Genomic DNA, 23,388 nt, shown 5'->3' with positions numbered 1-23,388 from the left:
AATACGGCCTGATCGGGGGGCGTCGTCTCATCGAAGCCCTTTTGAGGAGGCCGGCGGATGCCCGCATATGGAACTCGAAGAGGGGATGGTCCGGAAAATCGCCATCTCCGTCGCCGCGGTGGGGGTTTTCGTCGCCTTCGTCGTCGGCATCGGCACCACGTTCAACGACGGTGGGCTGGGGTCGGCCGGCGGGCTGGCGCTCGTCGGCGCTATCGTCCTGTTCATCCTCCTGATGGCCGTCGTCGGCTTCCTTCTCTCCGACTGAGGCGGGTCTCCTCCGTCCTCCCCGCCGGTCGCCGACCGTCAGTCCGCGTTCGCGTCGGCGTCGGCGTCCGCGACGGCCGCCGCGTAGTAGCGGAGCGGGTGGTCGATAGTCTCACAGCGCTCGTCGGGGTTCACGCAGTCGCCGAACGTCTGCATCGTCGCACACGAAGGCGCGGGGTACTGGCTCCCCCCGCGGTCGTCGAGCACCGTCGCCCGGTAGGACAGCGAGCCGTCGTCGAGGACGGGCCACCGCTCGGCGATGGCGTCGGCGTCGAGGCCCAGCGAGACGAGGAAGGCGGTGGCCGCGAAGGCGGCGTGGGGGTCGAGGGGGTCCTCGTCGTCCTCCAGCAACGCCTGCATACAGGGGGGGAACTGCGCGGGGACGACGGCGTCCACGTCCGGGAGGCGTTCGCGCTCCGCGAGGCGGTCACGGAGGGTGGCCACGTCCTCGGCCAGCGCGTCCGCGATGGCGTCACCGCCCGAACTCCCCCGCACCTCGAAGGGGAGGCCGTCGGCGACCCGGCGGCGGACCGCCTCCCGGAGCAGGCGGGTGAGTTCCGCGTCGTCGACGGGCACCGTTCCGTCGGCGAGGTCACGGTTGACGAGTCGCCAGCCGTCGCCCCAGTCGGGGTCGGCGAGGCGGAGGTACGCGGTCACGTCGATCCGGTAGCCGGCGCGGCCCCGGTCGCCGTCGACCCGCCGGACCGCCCCGTCGAGGTCGAACTCGTCGAGGACCGTCCCGAGGTCGGCGCGGGGCGTCGAGACGCTCCGGAGTGCCGCGTCGTCGGCCTCCAGGTCGGCGGTGAGGCGCTCGAACGCCGTCTCGGCCTCCGCCTCGGCGTACTTCTCGACGGCGGCGCGTACGTCGACCAACGAGACGAGGATGCGCGCGATGGGATAGGAGAGGAGTTCGTCGCGGTCACTCCAGCGCCCGGGCGTCTCCGATTCGACGGTGCCGGACATGAGCGCGCGCTCGACGCGTTCGCGGGCGCGCTCGACGGCGGGGTCGCCCTCGGTGACCAGCCGCGGGGGCGAGATGTCCGCCCGCTGGACCGCCTCGCGGGCGGCGCGGAAGAACGGATACCGGGCGTACAGCGGGTCGGGACGCATGAACGGTCGGTTGTGGAGCGGGGTGGATAAGCGCGACGGTCACCAGTCTCGAACGCAGATTATGGATCGGATCTCGTCGATTCCGTCACCACCTCGAAAGCCCCGAGTCGCTGGGCTCGGGGGGCTCGCTGCGCTCCTCGCTTCGCTGCGGTGCTTGCGTCGCCCGCCTTCCCCCAGCAGCGAGGGAGCGAAGCTCCCTCGGGCAATCGGGCGGCTTCGCCGCCCGATGACGACTCGCCCCTTTCAGTCCCACCCGATGCGGCTGATTGGCCAGCCGACGTGGGTGGGACTGAAAGGGGCCACCGTCTCGGCGTCTCCGCGAGCGAAGCGAGCGGATGGCAGGAAAGACGAGCGCAGCGAGTCTTTCCGCGAACCCGGACGACGTAAGGACCGCAGGCCGGAGGCCGAGGACCGCAACGAGTCCCGGGAGTCGAGACGGCGGGGGCTTTCGAGGTGGTTCCAGTTGCCACTTCACCGGTTCAGATTCCATCTACTACTAGCCGATACCCACGCTTTTCCCCCTCGCCCGCGTACGCCGACCTAGATGACAGAGGAGTACGGTCTGCTCGATCCCGAGGAGGGCGAGGGCGAGGACTTCGGCGACGAGTGGGAGGAGATCGACGTCTCCGACACCGAAGCGGATCGCATCGCCAGAAAACGGGACCGCGAGTTCGCCGAATTCCGCAAGCGTCTGAAGGACGCCGACCAGTTCAAGGTGGAGCAGTCGGTGTTCGACGACGCCACCTTCGCGGCCATCTACAAGCTGGTGCAGGACGGCTACATCGACGCGTTCGGCGGACCGATATCGACGGGGAAGGAGGCCAACGTCTACGAAGCCCTCGGCGCGGACGACCGCGACGTGGCGGTGAAGATCTACCGCATCAACGCCTCGAACTTCCAGGAGATGCGGGCGTACCTCGAAGGCGACCCGCGGTTCGAGGGGATCGGCTCGGACAAGAAGAAGGTGGTGCTGGCGTGGACGAAAAAGGAGTTCGCGAACCTGCGCCGGGCGCGGCAGGCCGGGGTCCGGGTGCCGGAGCCCATCGCCGTCGAGCGGAACGTCCTCGTGATGGAGCTGGTGGGGCTGGTCGAAGAGCGTGCCCGGCGATTGGCGGAAGTGAACGTCGAGAACCCCGAGACGGCGTTCGAGGTGGTCCGCGAGTACATGCGCCGGCTCTACGGCGCGGGGTTGGTCCACGGCGACCTCTCGGAGTACAACCTGATCATCCACGACGGCGAACTGGTGGTGATCGACCTCGGGCAGGCGGTGACGGTTCATCACCCGAACGCCGACGACTTCCTGGCGCGGGACTGCCGGAACGTCGCTTCGTTTTTCACCCGGCAGGGGATCGACGTGGACCCGGCCGACCTCCGCGAGTTCGTGACCGCGGTCGAGGCAGAGCCCTAATTCCCGAGCGAGAACGCTTAAACGGCTACGGCCGGTATCGACGGTTATGCAGCACGTGAAGGTACCGCAGGACCGTCTCGGCGTCCTCATCGGCGACGGAGGCGAGACGATGCGCGAGATCGAGCGACGCGCCGAGGTCCGCCTCGACATCGACTCCGAGAGCGGGAGCGTCGCCATCGACGCCGTCGGCGACCCCGTCACCGCGATGGTGGCACCGGACATCGTCCGCGCCATCGGCCGCGGCTTCCGCCCCGACGCGGCGCTCTCCCTGCTCGACAACGATATGCGGATGTTCGACCTCATCGACATCGACGAGGCCACCAGAAACAAGAACGACCTCCAGCGACAGAAGGGCCGCCTCATCGGCGAGGACGGTCGCACCCGCGAGCTAATGGAGGAACTCTCCGGCGCCGACGTGGTCATCTACGGAACCACGCTGGGCATCATCGGGCAGCCCGAGGAGGTTCAGGCCGTCCGCCGAGCCGCCGAGATGCTGCTCGACGGCGCCCCCCACGGCGCGGTGTACGGCTTCCTCGAACGCAAGCACAACGAACTGACTCGCGGCGCCGACCTCCAGCCGTCGAACTGATCGAGGGTATCGTCACTGTCCAGGGATGCTCGCCGGACCGTCCCGGTAGAACCCCTGCTGACTTCCGATACTCCCTCCGAGCGCACGCCCGATCCGTTTTTTCCACACCCCTATCGACGCGCACCCCGTGGTACCGAGTGACGCACTACATTCCCCCACCCTCACGCCCCCGCCCGATTCGCCTAATCACGTGACTGCGGCACGGTGTCACATACGAAGAATCACAATATTTTTATAGAATCACAATCAATCAACGACCGATTATGTCTCAGCGAATGCAGCAAGGCCAGCCGATGATCATTCTCGGCGAGGACTCTCAGCGGACACAGGGGAAAGACGCCCAGACGATGAACATCACGGCCGGCAAGGCCGTCGCGGAGGCCGTACGGACCACGCTCGGTCCGAAAGGGATGGACAAGATGCTCGTCGACTCCGGCGGGAGCGTCGTCGTCACGAACGACGGCGTCACGATCCTGAAGGAGATGGACATCGACCACCCCGCCGCGAACATGATCGTCGAGGTGTCCGAGACCCAGGAGGACGAGGTCGGCGACGGCACCACGACGGCGGTCGTCATTGCCGGTGAACTCCTCGACGAGGCCGAGGAGCTCATCGACCAGGACATCCACCCGACGACGCTGGCCCAGGGGTACCGCCGGGCCGCGGAGAAGGCGAAGGAGATCCTCGAGGAGAACGCCATCGACGTCTCCCCGGACGACCGCGAGACCCTCGTCAAGATCGCCGCGACGGCGATGACGGGCAAGGGCGCCGAGAGCGCCAAAGACCAGCTCGCGGACCTGCTCGTCGACGCCGTGCTCGCCGTGCGCGACGACGACGGGGTCGACACCGACAACGTCTCCATCGAGAAGGTCGTCGGCGGCGCCATCGACAACTCCGAGCTCATCGAGGGCGTCATCGTCGACAAGGAACGCGTCAGCGACAGCATGCCCTACGCCGTCGAGGACGCCGACATCGCGCTGATCGACGGCGCGCTCGAAGTCAAGGAGACCGAAATCGACGCCGAGGTCAACGTCACCGACCCCGACCAGCTCCAGCAGTTCCTCGATCAGGAGGAGAAACAGCTGCGCGAGATGGTCGATCACCTCAAGGAAGTCGGCGCCGACGCCGTCTTCGTGGGTAGCGGCATCGACGACATGGCCCAGCACTACCTGGCCCAGGAGGGCATCCTCGCCGTCCGCCGCGCGAAGGACAGCGACCTCTCCCGGCTCGCCCGCTCGACCGGCGGCACGGTCGTCGGCTCCGTCGACGACCTGACCGAGGACGACCTCGGCTTCGCCGGCTCCGTCGCCCAGAAGGACATCGGCGGCGACGAGCGCATCTTCGTCGAGGACGTGGCCGAGGCCAAGTCCGTGACGCTCGTCCTCCGCGGCGGGACCGAACACGTCGTCGACGAGGTCGAACGCGCCGTCGAGGACTCCCTCGGCGTCGTGCGCACCACGCTGGAGGACGGCAAGGTCCTGCCCGGCGGCGGTGCCCCCGAGACGGAACTCGCCCTCGGACTGCGCGACTACGCCGACGACGTCGACGGCCGCGAGGCCCTCGCCGTCGAGGCCTTCGCCGAGGCCGTGGACGTGATCCCGCGCACCCTCGCCGAGAACGCCGGTCTCGACCCCATCGACTCGCTGGTCGAACTCCGCGCCAGCCACAGTGAAGGCAACCTCTCCGACGGTCTCGACGCCTACACGGGCGACGTGGTCGACATGGACGAAGAGGGCGTCGTCGAACCTCTCCGCGTCAAGACCCAGGCCATCGAGAGCGCCACGGAAGCGGCCGTCATGATCCTCCGCATCGACGACGTCATCGCCGCCGGCGACCTCAAGGGCGGCGGCAGCGACGACGGCGGCGACGAGGGCGGCCCCGGCGGCGCCGGCGGCATGGGCGGCGGCATGGGCGGCATGGGCGGCATGGGTGGCATGGGTGGCATGGGCGGCGCGATGTGACGTAGGCCACCAGCCACGCACCCCTTCCGACCCGACCCGCGAGTCGACTCGGCTTTCCGATCACCCCTCGAATTTTATCGGCATCGAACGACCGTCGAGTCCCGACCCCGATCAGCGCGACGTGTACGCCGCGATCAACTGGGGCGTCACGTCGTCGAAGCCCACCGTTCGCCCGCCGTGGTCCTCGACGAACGCCCGGGCGTCGTCGGCCGCCGAGAACGGATGTAGCTCCGGGCCCATTCCCCCGTGGACGTCACTCTCCATGACGTACGTCATCGCCGTCGCGTCCCCGAACGTCCCGGCGGCCGTCGGGGCGGGCATATACGGCCGCCCGTCCCGCTCGTCCAACTCGTAATCGAGCGACGAGTAGTCGGTGACGTAGATGGCCGTCGCCTCCCAGCCCCGGCGCTCGTGACGGAGGTAGTACCGAAAGAGGCCGAAGGCGAGCGTGTGAAACCACGCCGGATTGTCGTGTCCCGCCGGACTCTCGTTCTCGTAGAATATCTGCCCGTTCGGGCCGCCGTGCTTGCCGATGATCATGCCACCCTGATCGTCGGCTTTGCCGCCCGAGAGGTCGACCGGGTCCGGTCGGGGCGAGCCGCCGAGACAGCCGGCCAGTCCGCCCGTCCCGAGCAGCGATCCGAGCGTCGCGACCGTCGTTCGTCTATTCATCGTGTGTCGACAGTTCGACGCGCCCAAAGTCGATCCGGTTCGGTTCTCGAACCGGGCTACGCGAACAAGTCGCGGGCGTCTTCGAGCGCGTCGATCAGCAGATCGATCTCCTCGCGCGTGTTGTAGATGTAGAACGAGGCCCGCGCGGAGGCGGCGGCGCCGAGTTTGTCGTGGAGTGGCTGGGTGCAGTGGTCGCCGGCACGGATGGCGACGCCGTGTTCGTTGACGATGCTGGAGAGGTCGTGGGCGTGGACCGACCCGAGGTTGAACGCGACGAGGCCGCCGCGGTCGTCGCCCGGCGGGCCGTAGACGGTCACGTCGTCGAACTCGGTCAGGCGGTCGTAGGCGTACTCGGCGAGGAGTTCCTCGTGGGCCTGGACCGCGTCCATGCCGATGTCTTCCAGGTAGTCGACGGCGGCCGCGAAGGCGATGCCCTGCGCGATGGAGGGAGTCCCGGCCTCGAACTTCCAGGGGAGATCCTCCCACGTCGCGTCCTCGTAGGTGACCCGACGGATCATGTCGCCGCCGTAGAGGTAGGGACTCATCTCCTCCAAGATCGACTCCTTCCCGTAGAGTGCGCCGATACCGGTCGGACCACACATCTTGTGCCCGGAGAACGCGAAGAAGTCGGCGTCCATCGCCTTCACGTCGACGGGCCGCGTCGGCGCCGACTGCGCGCCGTCGACGAAGATGAGGGCGTCGTGGTCGTGGGCCATGTCGGCCAGTTCCGCGACGGGATTTACCGTCCCCAGCGTGTTCGAAACGTGGACGACCGACACCATCACCGTCGAGCCGTCGATCAACTCGGCGGCGTGGTCCATGTCCAGATACCCCTGCTCGTCGACGCGGATGTAACGCACCTCCGCGCCCGTCTTCTTCGCGATCTGTTGCCACGTCACCAGCGACGCGTGGTGTTCCATCTCGGTCATCACGACCGAATCGTCGGGTCCGAGTTCGTTCAGCCCCCACGCGTAGGCGACGAGGTTCTCGCTCTCGGTGGTGTTTTTGGTGAAGACGAGTTCCTCACGGCCATCGGCGCCGACGAAGTCGGCCACGGTGTCGTGGGCCTCCTCGTAGGCGACCGACGCCTCCTGACTCAACTGGTGGATGCCCCGGTGGACGTTCGCGTTGTACCCCCGGTAGTAGTCGCTGATCGTATCGACCACCTGGTCCGGCGTGTGACTGGTCGCGGCGTTGTCCAGATAACACAGCGGCGTATCGTCGCCTGGCCCCTCGCCGGGCGTCTCCACGTTGCCCCCGACCATCCGGTCGAGGATGGGGAAATCGGCCCGGATGGCCTCTACGTCGATTGGATACGATTCCTGCACTCCCATTGCAGCCGGGTAGGGTCCGGAGGGATAACACCCCTTCGGTGTTTCGTCCGAGCCTGAACCGGTTCCGGTTACACGCCGCCGACGGTCGGATGGGCACCAACTTCTTTACCCTCACTCACACGTAACCCGTCTATGGAACGTCGAAACGTGTTGACAGCGTGTGGAACGGTTCTCACAGGATTGCTCGCCGGGTGTGGTGGCGGTGGCGGCGGGGACGCGACGCCGACGGGGACGGCGACGGCGGAAGCGACGGCGACGGAAACCGAAGCGCCGACCGCTACCGCGACGGAGGCGCCGGAACCGACGGCGACGGACACGCCGGAGCCGACCGCCACCGAGGCGGCCTCCGGTCCCGGCGGGCCGACCCACGAAGTCGGGGAGTCGTTCACCGTCGGCAGCGGCAACGAAGCCGTCGGCTACCGGATCGTCGATTTCTTCCGCGCCGACCAAATCGGCAGCAGCGCGAACAACTCCACCGCCGACGGCACGTACCTGATCGTCGTCCTCGACCTGAGTAACCCGCGGGACGGGAGCCTCTCGTTCCCGAACAACAGCTTCCTCGCCTGGAACGAAGAGCAGATCCTCTACATCGACGACGAGGCGACGCCACAGATCGGCGACGACGACCGTATCGACGTCGAACCGATCGGTACGGCGACGGTCCTCTCGGGCAACACCAAGACCGGTGCCGTCGTGTTCGACGTGGACCCCGACCGGAACTACTGGATTCGTATCAACCCGACCGGCGGCTCGGGCGAGAGTCACTACGTGCCCGTCGGCCCCGTCTCCGAGGTGCAGGAACTTCGGAGTTCGATGACTTAGAGCCAGAGCAGCTGGGCGTGGAGCGCGTCGCCGAGGTCCAACACGCGCTCCTCGTCGACGAGACCGGCCTCGATGGCGACGGTGACACACTGCTCGCCGACGAGGTTGGCGACCGACGCCCGCGTCAGCGAGTCTACCACCTCGTCGGCGTCGGCCTCGTCGCCGCCGTAGAACTCCTCGGTCACCGTCAGCGACACGTCGCCGTTACCGTAGGTTTCGCCGAGACACTCCTCGTCGCAGACGGCGACCAGCAGTCCCTCGGGGGTGTCGCGCTCGCGGACCAGCATCTACCGATCCTCGACCAGTTCCTGCTCGGCTTCCTCGCGCAGTTCCTCGGCCTGCTCCTGGACGCGTTCGGCCTCCTCGGTCTGTCCCGCCTCCTCCAGCGCGATGGCCTTCTCCTCCAGCACCGAGGCGTTGCGCATCCCCAGGCGGATGGCGTTGTCGAAGCAGTCGACCGCGTTCTCGTGCAGGCCACGTTCCGACAGGAAGAACCCGCGGTTGTACCACGCCTGCGCGAACCGGGGGTCGACCTCCACGGCTCGCTCGGCGTGTTCTAGCGCCTGTTCGGTGCGGCCCCACTCCCAGAGCGTGTACGCGAGGTTCGTATGCGCCGACGCGGCGTGTTCCGAGTCCTCGTCGATGGCCAGTGCCTCCTCGTAGGCGCCGACCGCCTCGTCGTACTCCTCGAGTTGGGCGTGGGCGGCGCCCTTGTTCACCCACGCCTCCTGCTCGACCGGGTCGTCATCGGCGAAGCTTGCCGCCCGCTCGAACGTCTCCGTCGCCTCCTCGAAGCGGTTGATCCCCATGTAGGAGAGTCCGACGTCGACGAGGCGTTCGGCGTCGACCTGGTCGCTGGCGACGTTGCGTTCGTCGAGCATGTCGGTCAACACCCGCGAGTCGACGGGGTCGACCTGCGTCGGGTCGACCGAGAGTTCCGGCGGGTCGAGCGAGAACTCCTCGTACTCCTCGTCGAAGCCCTGCCCTTCCGAGAATCGGTGGGGGCGGTCGGGGTCGTCGTCCATACGCCGAAGTTGGGTGTCAGGTGGGTTAAGGCCTGCGTCACCGCCCCGTACACTTAGGAACGGCTCTCACCAATCTCCACCATGCGACTGTTCGTCAGCGTCGACCTGGACGACCCCGACGCCGTCGCCGACGCACAGGCCCACCTGCCCGCCGTGGGAAGTCTCCGACCCGTCGACCCCGCGGGCGCCCACGTCACGCTGAAGTTCCTCGGAGAGGTCGACCCCGATCGCCTCGACGCCCTCGAAGCGGCCCTCGCGACGGCCGTCGACGACGCCGGCGTCGACCCCTTCCACATGGTCGTCGGCGGCTTCGGCGTCTTCCCCTCGCTCGACTACATCAGCGTCGTCTGGACGGGCGTCCGCGAGGGCGGTCCCGAACTCACCCGTCTACACGAGACAATCGAGCGCGAGACGACGGCGCTCGGCTTCGACCCCGAAGACCACGAGTTCACGCCCCACGTCACCCTCGCCCGGATGGACGACGCCCGGGGTAAGGAGGCGGTCCAGCGAGTCGTTCGCGAGGCCGACCCTACCGTCGGCGGATACGACGTGACCGAGGTGCGCCTCACCGAGAGTCGACTGACCGACGACGGACCGGTGTACGAGACGGTCGCGCGGTTCCCGCTTGGATGATCCTCGTTTCGTATCGCCACATACGATTTATCGGGGGACGGGACCGACCGCTCGCCGAAACGCCGGCCGCTCTGCCGACTCCACCGAGGCGTTCCGGCCGGTTCCGAGCGGGACGGCCCGTGCGCTCGGCGGTGTGGGTCGTCCCCCGCACCGTCGTGGTCGGAGGCGCCGGAGAACCGGAAACGATTCGAAACCCCACCCGCCACCACCGGATGGACTGCAAGGGAGTCGCAGGTCTCCGCCGCGAACGGTGACGCACGGACCGCGCGTGGTCCGAAAGAGCACGATACCCCCGATTTCCGGACGACAGCGATTCCAGGCTCGGCGAGTCGGGATCACTTCAGCAGCGCTTCCGAACGGTGCCCGAATGCCGCGTCATAAATTCTATTTCGCTATATGGAACCCCGTCGTCTCTGCACCGTTCAGCGCGCCCGCGTCACCGTCAGCGTGCTCTCGCGGTCCAGCTCGTGGAACAGCGTCTGTGCGGCCGGCCGCACGTCCTCCTCGGTCGCCCGCCACGGCCGCCCAGTCCCCGGATGCGGATCGAACCGCGGCGCGTCGCTGCTCGCCACCTCGAGTCCGAGTCGGTCGCCCGCGGGCACGCGGTGGTGCGTGTCCCACATGTCGACGGCGACGCGGACCGGGTCGTCCGGGACCGGAACCTCCCGATCACGGCCGCGTCGATAGCGCAGGCGTCGAATCCCGCTGGTGATGGGGTACGTCCCCTCGTCCGCGACGTGGACGAGCGTCGCGACGGCGTCGGCGTCCGGGGCGTCCGTGGCTAACGTCAGGTCGGCACGGACGGGGCCGGCGAGCTCTAGCGCCGACGACAACGGAGGTGTCGTGTACGTACACACGTCGTCGCGGCGTTCGACGGCCCGCCGGTCGTAGGGGCCGTCGTCCACGTCGCCACAGCAGAGCGGCCCGCCGCGGGTCGGAACCGGATCGGTCGGGTCGTGGGTCCACCGGTCCGGCGATTCGAACTTCGGCGGCGGGTCGCGGGTCAGTCGCCCCCCGTCCGTGGCCGCCGTCCCCGAACTCCGCAGGAACCACCGCTCCCGCTCGGCGGCGGCCGGCGGCCAGTCGTCGTGGCGTTCCCACCCGCCACCCCCGAGTTCGGTCCGGAACGTCTCGACGAGGCGGCCGTCGTCGAACGGCGGCCGCGGGCAGTTCCGCACGTAGGTGTCGAAGAAGGCCAGATGCGTCTCCCAGACGCCGTAGGCGTCGGTGCTCGCGTCGGTCCCGAAATTCAGGTCCCCGGCCTCGCCCGACGTGTCGCCGTGAGTCCACGGCCCGACGACCAGATGCTGGGGCGCGGACGACCGGTCGCGCAGGCCGCGGTAGTTGGCGAGCGTCCCCGACTGGCAGAGTTCGTACCAGCCGGTGACGTGGAGGCCGGGGACCTCGATCCGGCCGTAGTCGGGTTCGGGGTCGAACAAGCGCCAGAAGTCGTCGTAGGTCGGGCGCGAGAGCCACGCGTCCCAGTGGGGGACGAGGTCCGCCGGCGCCACGTCGGCCGGGAGGTCCACGTCCGCGAAGACGGCCGCGGGGAGGTCGATCAGGGGCCGTGTCGTGGCCGTCTCCAGCAACTCGTCGGTCGCCGATTCGATGGCGTCGTGGGCCGCTTCGGCCGTCGAGTCGTCGAGCCGTCCCGCGGCGTGGAGTCGGTCCACGGTATCGGCCGCGACGGCGTCGAACGACCACGTCAGCGTCGCCTGCGCGTTCATCGCACCGTCCTGGAAGAAGTCGGCGCGGTGGAGGTCGCTCGGCGCGAACATCGGTGCGATGGCTGCCAGTCCCTCGGGGCGTTCGAGGGCGGCGAGCACCTGCACCTGTCCGGGCGAGGACCCGCCGTACGTGCCCACTCGGCCCGTCGACCACGGGCGGTCGGCCAGCCACTCGACCGTCGCGGCGCCGTCCGCCGCCTCGTGAATCCACGGCTCGAACGCACCCCCGCTGTCACCGCGTCCGCGCGTGTCCTCGTAGGCGACGGCGTAGCCGGCGTCTATCGCGCGGGCCGCGACGCCGAGGTCCTCGGGCGTCTCGGGGCGGCCGTACGGCGTTCGCTGGAGCAGGGTCGGGAACGGTGCGTTCGCCTCGGTCGGCCGAAACACGCGGATCGCGAGATGCGTGCCGTCCGGCGCTTCGTGGGTGTAGTCGTCGGTCCGATACGCGGCCGTCGGTTCGTCCGGTGGCATCCGTAGTGTTCTCCATTTTGTATAGCGGCATACGATTTATACTGGGTTGTCGCATCCGGCGACGGTCGGATGTAGAAGCGGCGGTTAATCAACGGTCGGGGCGACACGCGGGCGATTCGGTAGGCGCTCTCGCTCTCGAACGCCGTCGGATCTGCCCGCAGGATGCCCATTTCACCCTGCCCGGTGGTGGACAGTCGGGGCGTGAAAGCGGCCGGTGTCGCGCCGAACCGGACCACAACGTCGCTCTCGCAGACTCGGCCTGTGAGCTCTCGAAGTCAGTCGTTCTGGCTCATCACAATCGCGCGCGCACACCGGTCGCCCCCGACTGCAGGAACGCCCGTCGACGAGACGGGTCGTCGACCAGTACCTCGTGAGGTGTCGACAGCCGCCCCGCCGCGAACCGCTCGGCGACCACCGCGGACTCGATCATCCACGTCGCCCCGATTTCGACGTGGTGAATCTTCTCGCCACGGAAACAGCGGTTTCCTCGGGCCTCACGCACGCAGTCGATAAATCGTATGTTGCGATAGCGAACCCCTACGATTGCGTTCGTTCCGAGTCCAGACGCCGGAAGGTCGAGCGGACCGGCCTCACCGGCGGGGACGTACTCAACGCCGACGGCATCGTCCGCTACGAACAGGTCGCGGACCACCCCGGCGACCGAACGTACGGGAACTTCGTCCGGTACTACATCCGGGGCAGGTTCGCGGACCCGTTCGACGGCGCCTGACGGGCGTCCGCGTCGCCGTCCGCCGCGACGGCCGAACAAACAAGATTTTATGCGGCGGCTGGGTAGTGGTGCCCACTATGGGCAAGAAATCGAAGGCGAAGAAGAAACGCCTCGCAAAGCTGGAAAACCAGAACAGCCGCGTGCCCGCGTGGGTCATGCTCAAGACGGACCGACAGGTGACGCGCAACCCCAAGCGGCGCAACTGGCGCCGGAACGACACGGACGAATAGATGAGCGCCAACGACTTCGAGGAGCGCGTCGTGACCGTCCCGCTCCGCGACGCGAAGGCCGCGCCGTCGAACAAGCAGGCCGACCGCGCGATGAAGCTCGTCCGCGGGCACCTCGCGAAACACTTCAAGGTCGACGAGAGCGAGGTTCGACTCGACCCCGGCATCAACGAGGCCATGTGGGCACAGGGCCGCAACAACCCGCCGAGCAAGCTTCGCGTTCGCGCCGCCCGCTTCGTCGAGGACGGGGAACCGACCGTCGAAGCCGAACTCGCCGACTAACGTGTTACGCGCCTCCTTCGCCGGCTCGTCCTACGTCGGCGTGTTCGCCCGCGCGACGGACGACTGTCTGCTCGTGCGGCCGGACGCCGACGACGACACCGTCGCCGACATGGCGGCGGAACTCGACGTCGACGCCGTGCCGACGACGGTCGGCGGCTCCGGCACCGTCGGCGCCCTCGCCGTCGGCAACGAGTCCGGCCTGCTCGTCTCCGGCCGGGCGACCGACCGCGAGATGGACGCCATCGAGGAGGCGACGGACCTGCCCGTCACCGAACTCCCCGGGCGCATCAACGCCGCCGGCAACGTCGTCCTCGCGAACGACTACGGCGCGTACGTCCACCCCGATCTGAACCGTGAGGCCGTCCAAGCGGTGAAGTCGGCACTCGACGTGCCCGTCGAGCGCGGCGATCTCGCGGACGTGCGTACCGTCGGTACCGCTGCCGTCGCGACCAACGAGGGCGTCCTCTGTCACCCGAAGTCCCGGGAACCCGAACTCGAAGCCATCGAGGACGTGCTCGACGTGCGCGCCGACATCGGCACCGTCAACTACGGCGCGCCGCTCGTCGGGAGCGGCCTCGTCGCCAACGATTCGGGCTACGTCGTCGGGACCGACACGACCGGCCCGGAGCTGGGTCGCATCGAGGAGACCCTCGGCTACATCGAGTAGGAAGATACTTCCCGCTTCCTCACGACCCTTCGGTACATGAGTCAATTCGTCGTCAGCGGGCGCTTTCAGGATCGACTCGGGCATCGTGACTTCGAGAAGACCATCGACGCTCCCAACGAGAACGTCGCGCGCGAGCACGCGCTCTCGCGACTCGGCAGCGAGCACGGTCTCAAGCGAACGCAGGTCGAAATCAGCGAGGTGAGCGCGGCATGATGGGTGGTGGCGGTCAGCAGCAACTCCAGCAGCTCTCCCAGGAACTCGAAGCTATCGACGAGGAGATCGCGGAACTCGAAGCCGAAATCGAGGACCTCCGCACCCGACAGAGCGAGATCGACGAGGCCATCGAGGCCATCGAGACGCTCGACAGCGGTTCGATGGTGCAGGTGCCCCTCGGTGGCGGCGCGTACCTCCGTGCCGAGATTCAGGACATCGACGAGGTCATCGTCGACCTCGGCGGCGGCTACGCGGCCGAGCAGGAACAGGACGACGCCGTCGACGCGCTCGAACGCAAGAAGGCCGTCCTCGACGACCGGATCGACGACGTGGAAGACGAGATTTCGGAGCTCGAATCCGAGAGCGACGAGATCGAGCAGCAGGCCCAGCAGATGCAACAGCAGATGCAGCAACAGCAGATGCAGCAGATGCAGCAACAGCAAGAGCAGGGCGACGAGTAGGGACGGCCGATGTTCGACGGACTGAAAGACAAGCTGGACAGTTTCCGGAGCGACGTCGAGGAGAGTGCCGACGCCGAGGCCGACGTGGAGGCGGAGGCTGAAGTCGAGGCGGAGGCCGACGTCGACGCCGACTCCGACGTCGAGGCCGACACCGACGCCGACTCCGACGTCGAGGCCGACACCGACGCCGAGTCGTCGACTGAGTCCGCGTCGTCGGACGCGGACGAAGACGGTCCCGGCCGCCTCCAGCGAGCCAAGGCCTTCGCCACCGGCAAGGTCGTCCTCGAGGAGGAGGACCTCGAGGACCCGCTCTGGAACCTCGAGATGGCCCTGCTGGAGAGCGACGTGGAGATGGGCGTCGCGGAGGCCATCCTCGACGACCTCCGGTCGAACCTGATCGGCGAAACCAAATCCCAGATGGCGAGTACGGGCGACCTCGTCGCCGACGCCCTGCGCGACGCCCTCCTCGACGTGATCAGCGTCGGCCAGTTCGACTTCGAGGAGCGCATCGCGGAGGCGGAGAAACCCGTCACCATCGTCTTCACCGGCGTCAACGGCGTCGGGAAAACCACGACCATCGCGAAGATGGCCCGCTATCTGGAGGATCGGGGCTACTCCTCGGTGCTCGCCAACGGGGACACGTACCGTGCGGGCGCGAACGAGCAGATCCGCGAGCACGCGGAGGCGCTCGGCAAGCGCCTGATCGCCCACGAACAGGGCGGCGACCCCGCGGCCGTCATCTACGACGGCGTCGAGTACGCCGAGGCCAACGACGTGGACGTGGTGCTCGGCGACACAGCCGGCCGCCTCCACACGTCGAGCGACTTGATGGCCCAGTTGGAGAAAATCGACCGCGTGGTCGACCCCGACCTCACCATCTTCGTCGACGAGGCGGTCGCGGGCCAGGACGCCGTGGAGCGAGCGAAACAGTTCGACGACGCCGCCGAAATCGACGGCGCGGTGCTGACGAAAGCCGACGCCGACTCGCAGGGCGGCGCGGCCATCTCAGTCGCCTACGTGACCGGCAAGCCGGTCCTCTTTCTCGGCACCGGGCAGGGCTACGACGACCTCGACCGGTTCGATCCCGAGGAACTGGTCGCCGACCTCGTCGGCTAGACGACATCCCTACCCGTCCGCCCGTCCAACTATCACCCATGAGCACCGTCCTCGGCGTGTCGTGTGCGGACGGCGTCGTCCTCGCGGGTGACCGCGTGGTCGCGAGCGGCGGCCACGTCCGCAGTCGCTCCCGCCGGCACGTCTTCGACTTCGGGCGCGTCGGCTTCGGCGTCGTCGGCGCGGACGTGGACGGCTTCGCCGACCGTCTGGCGAGCGAGATTCGAACGTACCGAACCGAGCGCGGCGACCTCGATATCGAACCGTTCACCCGCATGGCGAGCGACCTCGCCACCGAGTTCGACGCCGCCGTCCTTGTGGTCGCCCGTGACGGCGACGGTCGGCCCGCACTCCGGGCCGTCAGCCCCGACGGCGGCGTCACCGCCGACGACGTGGCGGCGTTCGGGAGCGGTGCATCGGTGGCGCTGGGTGCGCTCGAAGCGGGCCACGACCCCGACGCGACCCTCGACGAGGCGGCGGCGCTCGCCCGCGACGCGCTCTCGGCGGCCGCGGAACGGGACGCCGGTACGGGGAGCGAATACGACAGCTACCGGCTGTCGGCGTGATCGTTCAGTTCCGCCAGATAGCGGTCGATGATGTCGCTTTTGTGGTGGTGGTCGTGGAGGTGTTCGCGCAGGTGATTTCGGGTCTTGCACGCGTGCTCGCAGATGGGGCAGACGAACGTCTCTTCCATGCAACACGTTGTCGTGACGGCGCAAAAGCCTCTCGTCGGCGGCCATCAGACCTATCGGCGGCGCCGGCCAACGTCGGGGCATGGAGTCGGGGGACGAAAACCCAGCGCCGCCCGGGTCGGCCGACGACACCGAGGGTGACGAGACCGGCACGGACCTGCCGCTCGCCCGTGGCGAGTTCGTCCTGCTCGGGGGTCTCGTCGTCGTCCTCGTCGCGGCCGTCGCCCTCGGGATGAGCGGGCCGGCCGGGACGACGGCCACCGGCGCCGACGGCGGCTCGACGCCCACGCCGGCCGCGACGGCGGCGGAGACGACCCCACAGTCGACGGCCGAGCGCGCCCCCGCCATCGCCATGCGCGTTCGATCGATCGAGTCCTGTGGCACTCGCTGCCGGTCGGTGACGGTCGCGCTGTCGAACGAGGGGTCGGCGTCCGCCACCGAGGTGCGCGTCAGCACCCGAATCACGACCGACGGCAGCCTCGTCTGGGAGGGCCAGTCCGACGTCGGCAGCCTCGACGCGGGGCAGACGGTGACGCGAACGCGCACCGTCCGGGTCGGCTACGTCGACGCCGCGCGCATCGAGGCCAACGACGGCGTCGTTCGAATCGAGACGACGGTCCGTACCGCCAGCGGGACGCGCGTCTTCACCGAGCGACGCGACGTGTCCTGATTGGCCCATCCGTTTCGAAATCCTTTTGCCTGCTATCCCCGTCGTCGAAACTGCGCCGCCTTAGCTCAGACTGGGAGAGCACTCGACTGAAGATCGAGCTGTCCCCCGTTCAAATCGGGGAGGCGGCATTTTCCTGCGAACTGACGAGGGAGCGAAGCGACCGAGCTCGTGTGCAGTGAAAATGCCCGAGCCGATTTGAGCAGACGAGTCGCACGCCCGCGCAGCGCCGCAGGCGCGAGCAGGAACGTCTCGGCGAGTTCAAATCGGGGAGGCGGCATACTCCCACTTTTTACTTCGTCGGGTTTCCTTGGCCGCCTTCGGCGGCCTGCGGGAACCGCTCCTCGTAAAAACGTGGGGAAAAACTCCCTGCTGGCTCACTCCGTTCGCCAGCAGTGAAACCGCGCCTCGCTCCGCTCGGCACGGTACATGGCTTCGACACGTCTCGACTGAAGATCGAGCTGTCCCCCTTCCCGCTCGCTCCGCTCGCGGGAAGTCGAAAGACGAGCGGTAGCGAGTCTTCCGGAGTTCAAATCGGGGAGGCGGTCTTTCCGTACCGAATTCACTCTTGGGCGAAGAGATACGGCCTGATCGGAGTTGAGCGAGTCGGAAGGGCGCAGCGACGCGAATACGGGAGGTCCGGCACGGGTGACCGAACTGATCGAAATACGTCGGGTCGTGACTTTCAGGCGAATTGGCTGTCGACTCGGCGCAAACGACGCCCGTCTAGGTGTACGTATCGACGAGTTCCGACACTTCGTCGATGTAGGTTTGCCGGACTCGTCTATTCGACATCTCTTGGACGTGCGTCGACGTCTGATCGATGCTCGGACTCTTTCCCAGGGGCTGGTCCACGAGATCGTACTGTGAGACCAGTTCGACCGGACCGCCGATCGCTTCGAGATTATCGATGATGGCGTCGATCGCCCGTCTGATCTCGGTCCGTTCGGCGAAGTCGGGACACCGGGTCATCCAGTCGCGCTCGCCGCCGTGTTCGTACGCGGCCCACACGTCGGCTTCGAAGAACCTCGTCTCTCCCCGATACTCGATGTTCGAGGTGCTATCGTCCTGTACATAGATCGCGTATTCGGGAGCTTCCTGATCGAGGCCGAAAATAGAGAAAAAATCGTCCCACTCGGTCGGCAGGTCGTCGAGCTGACCGGTCAACGCGACGTCCCACACCTGCTTGCTGGTGTTCGTACGCTCGTCACACCACGAATCGAGGCGCTGCTCGTCGACGAAGACGGGGATCGAATTTCGGCCGATGCCCTGATAGAGTCCCGCGTAGTAGATCCCTTTCATCGGCTCCAGGCGGACGACCGGTTGTCCCGAACTGATGCTGACGAGGGCGTCGATGCTGGTCGGCGCCTCCGTCGAAAGTGCGTCTCTGAACTCGAAGTGCCGCTGCTTGATGAGCCGTGGATCTCCGAAGATCATCGGCGCGTACATCGACAGCGTTCCTTCGACTGTAACGTACGACCCCGTATCGAGCGTGTCTCGACGGTGTGCCTCCCAGAACTCTTTGACCCTGCCAATTTCGTCGACGCCGCCGTCGGTGGTGGCGGTTCTTCGCTGGTGATAGATGCTCGCTGCGTCGACGCCCAAGGATAACGCCCCGAGAGTCGCCGTGATCGGGTCGACCATACGGAATCTTTCAAACGGCATCACTTAATCTTCGTCAGTTCTGCCAGTGCACGACGGCGTCCCGTCGCCACGTCCTTTTGCGTCTTCGGGAGCGACGTGCTCTGCCGGGTCGTTCGGAGGGCACAGTGAGGCCCGTCCAGTGTTCAATTCGGGGAGGCTAGCCCACTTCTTACTTCGTCGGGTTTCCTCGGCCGCCTTCGGGGACTACTCCTCGCAAAAACGTGGGGAAAACGACCCGGCGCGACCGCAGGGAGCGTCCGGTGAAACCGCGCTTCGCTCGGTACGGCTTCGACGTGATCCGAGCTATTCAGTCGCAGCCCGGAACGGTACACCCTTGGGCCCCGCCGCCCTCGCCTCACCCATGCACCCACGAGTGCGCGAGTTCGTCGACCGTGCCGACGCTCGCTACGGGTTCGACGCGTCGGTCAAGGAGTTCGACGACGAGTTGCGGACGGCCGCCGACGCGGCGGAGGCCCTCGACTGTTCGGTGGCCGAGATCGCGAGTAGCTTGGTGTTTCTCGCCGACGGGGATCCCGTCGTGGTCGTCGCTTCCGGTGCGAACCGGGTCGACGAGTCGAAACTCGCCGCGGCCGTGGGCGTTCCTCCCGACACCGTCGAGATGGCGGACCCGGAGACGGTTCGCGGGACGACCGGCTGGGCCATCGGCGGCGTCCCGCCCATCTGCCACGAGCGGTCGGTCCCGGTGTACGTGGACGAGACGCTCGTGGACCACGCGACAGTGTGGGCCGGCGCCGGGGTTCCCGAGGCCCTGTTTTCGATCACCCCGACCCAGCTCGTCGACTTCGCGGACGCGACGCCGGCGGATATCGCCGAGTAACGCTGCGGAGGGGACAGTCGCCCTCCACGGGTCACGGAGCCACCTCGGGCCACCAGACCTACGCCGAGCCCCTAGGCCGGCCGTGCGCTCCTCCACGCTCGCCATCGCGTTCGGCCTCGGACTGTTCGTGCTTCCGATTCCCGGCACCTTCGTGACCGGCGGACTGGTGATGCTGGCCGGCGGCGCCGCGCGGTGGCTCGGCTCGTGATCAGGCCGTCGCGGCGCGCGCGTCGGCCAGCCAGTCGGGGTCGTCGACGCTCGTCGCCCCGACGTTCGTGAGCGTGTACTCCCACTCGCCGCTGATATCCTGTCCCTCCGCGGTCCGACCGGTGAACGACCACGACTCGTAGCGGGAGAGGCCGTCCTCGTCGACGAGGACGACGTAGTGGAAGTCGGTGATTTCGGCGGAGCCGGGCGCGCCGCTCGTCGCCGCGGAGCCGGCCTGGATCAACTGCGAGTCCGCCTCGGAGAGTTCGTAGCGGGTGACGGACACGCCGTCGAAGCGCTCGTTCCCGCGGGTGGTCAGGTCCTCGTTGGCGCCGTAGGCCCGGGCCTGCGAGAGCGCGATGGCGGTACCGACCACGTCGGCGCTGCCGGGGTACGAGACGTACGACGGCGCCTCCGCCGTCCCCGTGCGGACGTACGTCGTGCCGTCGGCGGCGAACTGCTCGGTCGTGCCCTCGGCCTGGCCGTCACGGCTCGACGACGTGACCGTCAGCGTGCGCTCGCCGCGCAGGTCGGCGTGGTACTCGTGGGTCACCTCGGTTCGCATCCCCGTCGCGTCGACGCCGGCGTACTGCCACGTGACGGTGAAACTGCCCGCGTCACGCAGGGCCGCCTCCGGATCGGTCAGGTCAGGGCCGTCGGCGTCCTCGCCGTCGGAACTCCCGCCGCCGGGCGTGTTCTCACTCCCACCCGCCACCTCGCTGGCGGGACTCCCCCCACCGAGACAGCCGGCCGTCAACATCATCACGACCAGAACCAGCGTGACCCCGCGATTCCACTGCATGCCACGTATACGTGAGCTGATAACATAACCTAGCACTATCGCCAGCGGTCTATATCACTCCCCTTGGCGTACCGCCCGCATGGAGTTTTCGGGCCGAACGGCGCTGGTGACGGGGTCGAGTCGAAATATCGGACGGGCCATCGCGACGCAGCTGGCCGAACGCGGCGCGGACGTGGGCGTCTGTGCGCGGACGGATCGCGAGGGGTGTGCGGAGACGGCGGAACGCGTCGAGGCGGCCGGTGGGCGCGCCGCCGTCGCGCTCGGTGACTTGGCCGACCCGGACGACGTGGAGTCGATGGTCGAGACGGTGCGGTCGGAACTCGGACCGATCGACGTGCTGGTGAACAACGCCACCTACCGCCCGCAGTCGTCGTTTCTCGACGTGACTCGGGCGGAACTCGACCGCGTTCTCGACGTGAACTTCCGTGGGCTGTTTCTCACCACCCAGCACGTCCTGCCGGACATGCTGGAGAGCGGCGGCGGGTCGGTCGTCAACCTGATCGGGCAGATGGTGTATCTCGGGACGTTCGATCACGTCCACTCCTTCGGGTCGAAACTGGGCATCGAAGGGATGGTTCGCCAGCTCGCCACGGAGTTCGGTCCCGACGGGATTCGCGTGAACGGTCTCTCCCCGGGGCTGATCGACGTGGAGCGTGAGCCGACCGACGAGTGGGTGCGTGTCGAGCAGGACGTGATCGACGCGACGCCGCTCGGGCGTCTGGGGCGCGTGGACGAAGTGGCCGACGCCTGCTGTTATCTCGCCTCCGATCGCGCCTCCTTCGTCACCGGCCAGGTGCTCCACGTCAACGGTGGGACCTACCCGACGCCGACGCTGGTGTCGCGCTAATCCAGCCGCCGTCCGCCCTCGAACCGCTCGTCCGTCAGATACACGTCGCCGTCGCGGACGGTGACGCCGATGGGCGACAGTGACCGGCCGCGACAGGGGCCACGGGTGCAGTAGCCGTCGTCACAGTCGAAGCGGGCGCCGTGTTCGTGACAGACCAGTTGGTCGCCGTCGACGAGCGCGCCCAGCCCCCGGTCGAGTTTGACCTCGGGTTTGTGCGGACAGGAGTTCTCCCACGCGACGACGCCATCGTCGTCCAGTCGCTGGAGGATGCCGTCGATCCGACGGCGACCGTCGACCGCCTCGAACCGGAGCGTGCCGTGACTCGGCACGTCGGCGGCCGGGGCGACGTATCGCGGGTCCTCGTCCGTCTCCGCCTCCGCCTCCGCGTTCGCCTCAGCCACCGTGCCGCCGTCGGCCTCCCGTTCGGGTCGGTCGCCGCCCACGTCGAACCGAACGGTCGCGTCCCCGACCGAAACCTCCCCCTCGGTGTCGGCGATTCGCACCGCCTCGCTCTCGTCCCCATCCTCGAGCGTCACTCGTACCGGTTCGTCCATGCCCTCGAATTAGGCTCGCCTAAAATCAACCTGTCGTCTCGGGTCGGCCGCTACTCCCGTTCGATTTCGGCCTCGATTTCGATGGTGAGGCCCTCCGCTTCGAGTTCGGCTTCGACGTCGCGTTTGTCGTCGGCGTCGAACTCGAGTTCGGTGCTGTCGACCGCTACCTCGACCTCTATCTCGACGTGCACGTCGTCGTCGGACATACCCGCTCTCGGTTCCGTGGCGTCAAATGCGTGTTCATATGACTGAAATCCGCGTCTGAGCCTCTGATGGATTTATTGACTCGGCGGCCACACGTGAGAGTGCCGACGCCCTCCGGACGATCTCCCCGACGCCGGTGGCGTCGGTCTCCGCAACGTCTCCCCGACTAGACCGACGTTCCGTCCGACCCGTCTCGGCCTCCCCGACCGGGTGCGGGTCGGCTGCTGTCACTTCTCCCCTTCGCGGCGCGCACGTATCGCCTCGACGTCCCGACGCGACCCGACGACGGCGTCCCCGACGATGGTTCGCTTGAGCGCCGCCGTCGCCGCGCCGTCGTACAACGCGTCCTTCATGTCCCCGCCGCGGTGGCAGCCGGCCAGGAAGCCGCCGACGAACGCGTCGTGGACGCCGGCCGGGTCGCGCGTCTCCGCCTCGAACGGCGGGACCTCGTAAATCGACTCGCCGGCCAGCCCGACGACGGCGTGAGTCGGGTCCGCGCGGGTGACGACGACCATCTCACAGCCGTACCGCGTCCGGAGGCTGTGCCCCGCCGGCACCACGTCGCCGTCGAGTCCGTACACCGCCTCCGCGTCCGCCTCGTCGACGATCAGCACCTCCACCTCGTCGAGCAGTCGGTCGTACAGTTCACGGGCCGTGTCGGCGTCGAGCCCCGTCGCCGCGAACCGCGTGTCGAACGCCCGCGTCGTGTCCGCCTCGCCCGCCGCCTGCAGGAGCCACTCCGTCGTCTCCAGAAGCGTCTCGGAGCGTGCGGGCGTCGCCCCGCTCACGAACAGCGTCTCGGCGTCGCGGAGCACCCCCATCGGGACGTCGTCCTCCGTCATCGTCTCGACGGCGGCACCCTCGCGGTCGGCGACGGTCGTTGCCCCCGCCGTCCCGCCGCGCTCGGCGAACGCCGTCGAGGTGCGCCCGTCGTCGGTCCAGACGACGCCCGTCCGGACGCCGTGTCGACGCAAATCGCCGACGATCCGCCGCCCGAGCGCCGTGTCGGGGAGTTTCGACAGCCAGACGGCGTCGAGACCGAGTGTCGCCGCCGCGGCCGCGACGTTGCTCTCCGGGCCGCCCACGTGGGCCGCGAACTCCCCGGCAGTTTCGATGCGGTCGCCGCGTGGCGGCGAGAACTGGAGGGTGGCTTCGCCGACGGTTACCAGATCGGTCACGGTCGACGTTCGACCGACCGGCGCAAAAAGGTGCGTGCCGGTCCGC

At 67.9% G+C, this 23,388-nt stretch carries 31 protein-coding genes and 1 tRNA gene; 19 read left to right on the top strand and 13 right to left on the bottom strand.

All coding sequences use genetic code 11. From position 1 onward, the window contains the following. The first annotated feature begins 67 nt into the window (after positions 1-67). A complete protein-coding gene (locus DU484_RS01095; RefSeq protein WP_114584385.1) occupies positions 68-265 on the top strand; it encodes a DUF7472 family protein in 198 nt (65 codons plus the stop codon). 38 nt (positions 266-303) lie between these two features. Here DU484_RS01095 and DU484_RS01090 read toward each other — a convergent pair whose 3' ends face one another. Beyond that, positions 304-1,374 (bottom strand): DNA primase, encoded by a 1,071-nt coding sequence (locus DU484_RS01090; RefSeq protein WP_114584384.1) that lies wholly within the window; start codon positions 1,372-1,374, stop codon positions 304-306. A gap of 544 nt (positions 1,375-1,918) precedes the next feature. Here DU484_RS01090 and rio1 point away from each other — a divergent pair. The 3 genes from rio1 to thsA all read left to right on the top strand — a co-directional run bounded on the left by rio1 (position 1,919) and on the right by thsA (position 5,332). After that, positions 1,919-2,782, top strand: a complete 864-nt coding sequence (gene rio1, locus DU484_RS01085) for a serine/threonine-protein kinase Rio1 (protein WP_114604867.1) — start codon at positions 1,919-1,921, stop codon at positions 2,780-2,782. A gap of 46 nt (positions 2,783-2,828) precedes the next feature. Beyond that, positions 2,829-3,371: a KH domain-containing protein gene (locus DU484_RS01080; RefSeq protein ID WP_114584382.1), complete on the top strand. Its 543-nt coding sequence runs from the start codon at positions 2,829-2,831 to the stop codon at positions 3,369-3,371. 293 nt (positions 3,372-3,664) lie between these two features. Beyond that, the gene (gene thsA, locus DU484_RS01075; RefSeq protein WP_114604866.1) at positions 3,665-5,332 is read left to right on the top strand and encodes a thermosome subunit alpha; all 1,668 of its coding nucleotides are present in this window, start codon (positions 3,665-3,667) and stop codon (positions 5,330-5,332) included. A 111-nt stretch (positions 5,333-5,443) separates the two neighbouring features. Here thsA and DU484_RS01070 read toward each other — a convergent pair whose 3' ends face one another. Both DU484_RS01070 and sufS read right to left on the bottom strand, forming a co-directional pair. Then, positions 5,444-6,004: a nitrous oxide reductase accessory protein NosL gene (locus tag DU484_RS01070; protein WP_114604865.1), complete on the bottom strand. Its 561-nt coding sequence runs from the start codon at positions 6,002-6,004 to the stop codon at positions 5,444-5,446. A gap of 56 nt (positions 6,005-6,060) precedes the next feature. Continuing rightward, positions 6,061-7,332 carry a bifunctional cysteine desulfurase/selenocysteine lyase SufS gene (gene sufS, locus DU484_RS01065; RefSeq protein WP_262342917.1) on the bottom strand — a complete coding sequence of 424 codons (1,272 nt, stop codon included), beginning with the start codon at positions 7,330-7,332 and terminating at the stop codon, positions 6,061-6,063. Positions 7,333-7,470: 138 nt separating this feature from the next. Here sufS and DU484_RS01060 point away from each other — a divergent pair, with 138 nt between their 5' ends. Further along, on the top strand, positions 7,471-8,160 hold the full coding sequence (locus DU484_RS01060) for a DUF4352 domain-containing protein (protein ID WP_114584378.1): 690 nt from the start codon (positions 7,471-7,473) through the stop codon (positions 8,158-8,160). Here DU484_RS01060 and DU484_RS01055 read toward each other — a convergent pair. Together DU484_RS01055 and DU484_RS01050 are read right to left on the bottom strand one after the other, a co-directional pair. Continuing rightward, complete coding sequence (locus DU484_RS01055) at positions 8,157-8,447, bottom strand: DUF424 domain-containing protein (protein ID WP_114584377.1); 291 nt, start codon at positions 8,445-8,447, stop codon at positions 8,157-8,159. The genes DU484_RS01060 and DU484_RS01055 overlap by 4 nt on opposite strands. Continuing rightward, the gene (locus DU484_RS01050; protein ID WP_114584376.1) at positions 8,448-9,185 is read right to left on the bottom strand and encodes a tetratricopeptide repeat protein; all 738 of its coding nucleotides are present in this window, start codon (positions 9,183-9,185) and stop codon (positions 8,448-8,450) included. It lies immediately after the preceding gene. A gap of 81 nt (positions 9,186-9,266) precedes the next feature. Here DU484_RS01050 and thpR point away from each other — a divergent pair, with 81 nt between their 5' ends. Continuing rightward, positions 9,267-9,818 carry an RNA 2',3'-cyclic phosphodiesterase gene (gene thpR / locus DU484_RS01045; RefSeq protein WP_114604863.1) on the top strand — a complete coding sequence of 184 codons (552 nt, stop codon included), beginning with the start codon at positions 9,267-9,269 and terminating at the stop codon, positions 9,816-9,818. 422 nt (positions 9,819-10,240) lie between these two features. Here thpR and DU484_RS01040 read toward each other — a convergent pair whose 3' ends face one another. Beyond that, positions 10,241-12,016, bottom strand: a complete 1,776-nt coding sequence (locus DU484_RS01040) for a CocE/NonD family hydrolase (RefSeq protein WP_114604862.1) — start codon at positions 12,014-12,016, stop codon at positions 10,241-10,243. 292 nt (positions 12,017-12,308) lie between these two features. Further along, a complete protein-coding gene (locus DU484_RS19320) occupies positions 12,309-12,446 on the bottom strand; it encodes a hypothetical protein (protein WP_157969468.1) in 138 nt (45 codons plus the stop codon). Between the two features lie 24 nt (positions 12,447-12,470). Here DU484_RS19320 and DU484_RS20215 point away from each other — a divergent pair, with 24 nt between their 5' ends. From DU484_RS20215 to DU484_RS01000, 8 genes are all read left to right on the top strand, one after another. Further along, positions 12,471-12,746: a hypothetical protein gene (locus DU484_RS20215; RefSeq protein ID WP_262342815.1), complete on the top strand. Its 276-nt coding sequence runs from the start codon at positions 12,471-12,473 to the stop codon at positions 12,744-12,746. Between the two features lie 77 nt (positions 12,747-12,823). Then, positions 12,824-12,976 (top strand): 50S ribosomal protein L39e, encoded by a 153-nt coding sequence (locus DU484_RS01030; RefSeq protein ID WP_049937522.1) that lies wholly within the window; start codon positions 12,824-12,826, stop codon positions 12,974-12,976. Further along, complete coding sequence (locus tag DU484_RS01025; RefSeq protein WP_114604861.1) at positions 12,977-13,255, top strand: 50S ribosomal protein L31e; 279 nt, start codon at positions 12,977-12,979, stop codon at positions 13,253-13,255. Between the two features lies 1 nt (position 13,256). Next, positions 13,257-13,922, top strand: coding sequence for a translation initiation factor IF-6 (locus DU484_RS01020; protein WP_114584372.1), 666 nt, complete (start codon positions 13,257-13,259; stop codon positions 13,920-13,922). Positions 13,923-13,958: 36 nt separating this feature from the next. Continuing rightward, complete coding sequence (gene rpl18a, locus DU484_RS01015; RefSeq protein WP_114584371.1) at positions 13,959-14,135, top strand: 50S ribosomal protein L18Ae; 177 nt, start codon at positions 13,959-13,961, stop codon at positions 14,133-14,135. Continuing rightward, positions 14,135-14,596 (top strand): prefoldin subunit alpha, encoded by a 462-nt coding sequence (gene pfdA / locus DU484_RS01010; protein WP_114584370.1) that lies wholly within the window; start codon positions 14,135-14,137, stop codon positions 14,594-14,596. The genes rpl18a and pfdA overlap by 1 nt, the downstream gene beginning before the upstream one ends. Before the next feature lie 9 nt (positions 14,597-14,605). Next, entirely contained in the window at positions 14,606-15,712 is a 1,107-nt protein-coding gene (gene ftsY, locus DU484_RS01005) for a signal recognition particle-docking protein FtsY (RefSeq protein WP_114604860.1), read from the top strand. 38 nt (positions 15,713-15,750) lie between these two features. Beyond that, on the top strand, positions 15,751-16,275 hold the full coding sequence (locus DU484_RS01000; RefSeq protein WP_114584368.1) for an Ntn hydrolase family protein: 525 nt from the start codon (positions 15,751-15,753) through the stop codon (positions 16,273-16,275). Here DU484_RS01000 and DU484_RS19315 read toward each other — a convergent pair. Beyond that, positions 16,257-16,403, bottom strand: a complete 147-nt coding sequence (locus DU484_RS19315) for a hypothetical protein (protein WP_157969223.1) — start codon at positions 16,401-16,403, stop codon at positions 16,257-16,259. The genes DU484_RS01000 and DU484_RS19315 overlap by 19 nt on opposite strands. A gap of 80 nt (positions 16,404-16,483) precedes the next feature. Between DU484_RS19315 and DU484_RS00995 the strand changes: the two genes are divergently transcribed. Together DU484_RS00995 and DU484_RS00990 are read left to right on the top strand one after the other, a co-directional pair. Next, positions 16,484-17,071: a hypothetical protein gene (locus DU484_RS00995; protein ID WP_114604859.1), complete on the top strand. Its 588-nt coding sequence runs from the start codon at positions 16,484-16,486 to the stop codon at positions 17,069-17,071. A 54-nt stretch (positions 17,072-17,125) separates the two neighbouring features. Beyond that, positions 17,126-17,199: transfer RNA gene (locus DU484_RS00990), tRNA-Phe, on the top strand. A 595-nt stretch (positions 17,200-17,794) separates the two neighbouring features. Here DU484_RS00990 and DU484_RS00985 read toward each other — a convergent pair. Beyond that, on the bottom strand, positions 17,795-18,712 hold the full coding sequence (locus DU484_RS00985; RefSeq protein ID WP_114604858.1) for a hypothetical protein: 918 nt from the start codon (positions 18,710-18,712) through the stop codon (positions 17,795-17,797). A gap of 361 nt (positions 18,713-19,073) precedes the next feature. Here DU484_RS00985 and DU484_RS00980 point away from each other — a divergent pair, with 361 nt between their 5' ends. Together DU484_RS00980 and DU484_RS20210 are read left to right on the top strand one after the other, a co-directional pair. Beyond that, on the top strand, positions 19,074-19,550 hold the full coding sequence (locus DU484_RS00980; RefSeq protein WP_114584366.1) for a YbaK/EbsC family protein: 477 nt from the start codon (positions 19,074-19,076) through the stop codon (positions 19,548-19,550). Positions 19,551-19,632: 82 nt separating this feature from the next. Next, entirely contained in the window at positions 19,633-19,758 is a 126-nt protein-coding gene (locus DU484_RS20210; protein ID WP_262342814.1) for a hypothetical protein, read from the top strand. Here DU484_RS20210 and DU484_RS00975 read toward each other — a convergent pair whose 3' ends face one another. After that, positions 19,759-20,559, bottom strand: a complete 801-nt coding sequence (locus DU484_RS00975; protein ID WP_114604857.1) for a DUF7537 family lipoprotein — start codon at positions 20,557-20,559, stop codon at positions 19,759-19,761. 79 nt (positions 20,560-20,638) lie between these two features. Between DU484_RS00975 and DU484_RS00970 the strand changes: the two genes are divergently transcribed. Beyond that, positions 20,639-21,406 carry an SDR family NAD(P)-dependent oxidoreductase gene (locus DU484_RS00970; protein WP_114604856.1) on the top strand — a complete coding sequence of 256 codons (768 nt, stop codon included), beginning with the start codon at positions 20,639-20,641 and terminating at the stop codon, positions 21,404-21,406. Here the strand turns inward: DU484_RS00970 and DU484_RS00965 are convergent. The 3 genes from DU484_RS00965 to DU484_RS00960 form a co-directional block, all read right to left on the bottom strand. Continuing rightward, complete coding sequence (locus DU484_RS00965; RefSeq protein ID WP_114604855.1) at positions 21,403-21,960, bottom strand: Rieske (2Fe-2S) protein; 558 nt, start codon at positions 21,958-21,960, stop codon at positions 21,403-21,405. The genes DU484_RS00970 and DU484_RS00965 overlap by 4 nt on opposite strands. A 50-nt stretch (positions 21,961-22,010) precedes the next feature. Continuing rightward, the gene (locus tag DU484_RS19835) at positions 22,011-22,166 is read right to left on the bottom strand and encodes a hypothetical protein (RefSeq protein ID WP_187347735.1); all 156 of its coding nucleotides are present in this window, start codon (positions 22,164-22,166) and stop codon (positions 22,011-22,013) included. A 225-nt stretch (positions 22,167-22,391) separates the two neighbouring features. Beyond that, positions 22,392-23,342 carry a sugar kinase gene (locus tag DU484_RS00960; RefSeq protein WP_114604854.1) on the bottom strand — a complete coding sequence of 317 codons (951 nt, stop codon included), beginning with the start codon at positions 23,340-23,342 and terminating at the stop codon, positions 22,392-22,394. Positions 23,343-23,388: the final 46 nt, after the last annotated feature.

This window comes from Haloplanus rubicundus (genome assembly GCF_003342675.1).
GTDB lineage: Archaea > Halobacteriota > Halobacteria > Halobacteriales > Haloferacaceae > Haloplanus > Haloplanus rubicundus.
Note: the sequence above shows the minus strand (reverse complement) of the source record. Positions and strands in the feature narration are given on the sequence as shown.